The organism is Filobacillus milosensis (genome assembly GCF_004402015.1).
GTDB classification, from domain to species: domain Bacteria; phylum Bacillota; class Bacilli; order Bacillales; family Alkalibacillaceae; genus Filobacillus; species Filobacillus milosensis.
The window spans coordinates 1-402 of record NZ_SOPW01000060.1; the positions used below are offsets into that span (position 1 = coordinate 1).

At 71.4% G+C, this 402-nt stretch carries 1 protein-coding gene; it reads left to right on the plus strand.

Annotated elements, in window-relative coordinates; genetic code table 11:
- Positions 1-402: hypothetical protein (locus E3U55_RS17630; protein WP_228547608.1), on the plus strand; the 402-nt coding region annotated here is incomplete at both ends.

Genomic DNA, 402 nt, shown 5'->3' on the forward strand with positions numbered 1-402 from the left:
TCCGCCGATCACCCCGAACGCGTCGCGGCGATGGCGGCACGCTGGCACGCGGAAGCCTGGCGCAACACCGTGTTCCCCCTCGATGACGACGGCGTGCTGTTCCGCCTGCGCCCCGACACCGAGGAACCGCTCTCCGCGGCGATAGACCTGGTGCCCTTCCGTCCTCCTCTGGAGCGCTTCCGTTCGGCGAAGCTCACGGTCCTCCGCTCCTTCGCGGTCGAGGTCGACCTCACGACCGAGGCCGACGCGGCAGGCGTGATCGTGGCCCACGGCGATCAGGGCGGCGGTTACCTGCTCGCCCTGGACCACGGGGCGCCTCTCATCGCCTACAACGCCTACGGCGCGATGCACCGTGCCCGCGGAGCGCAGCTGTCTCCGGGGGAGCACCGGATCGTGCTGCGC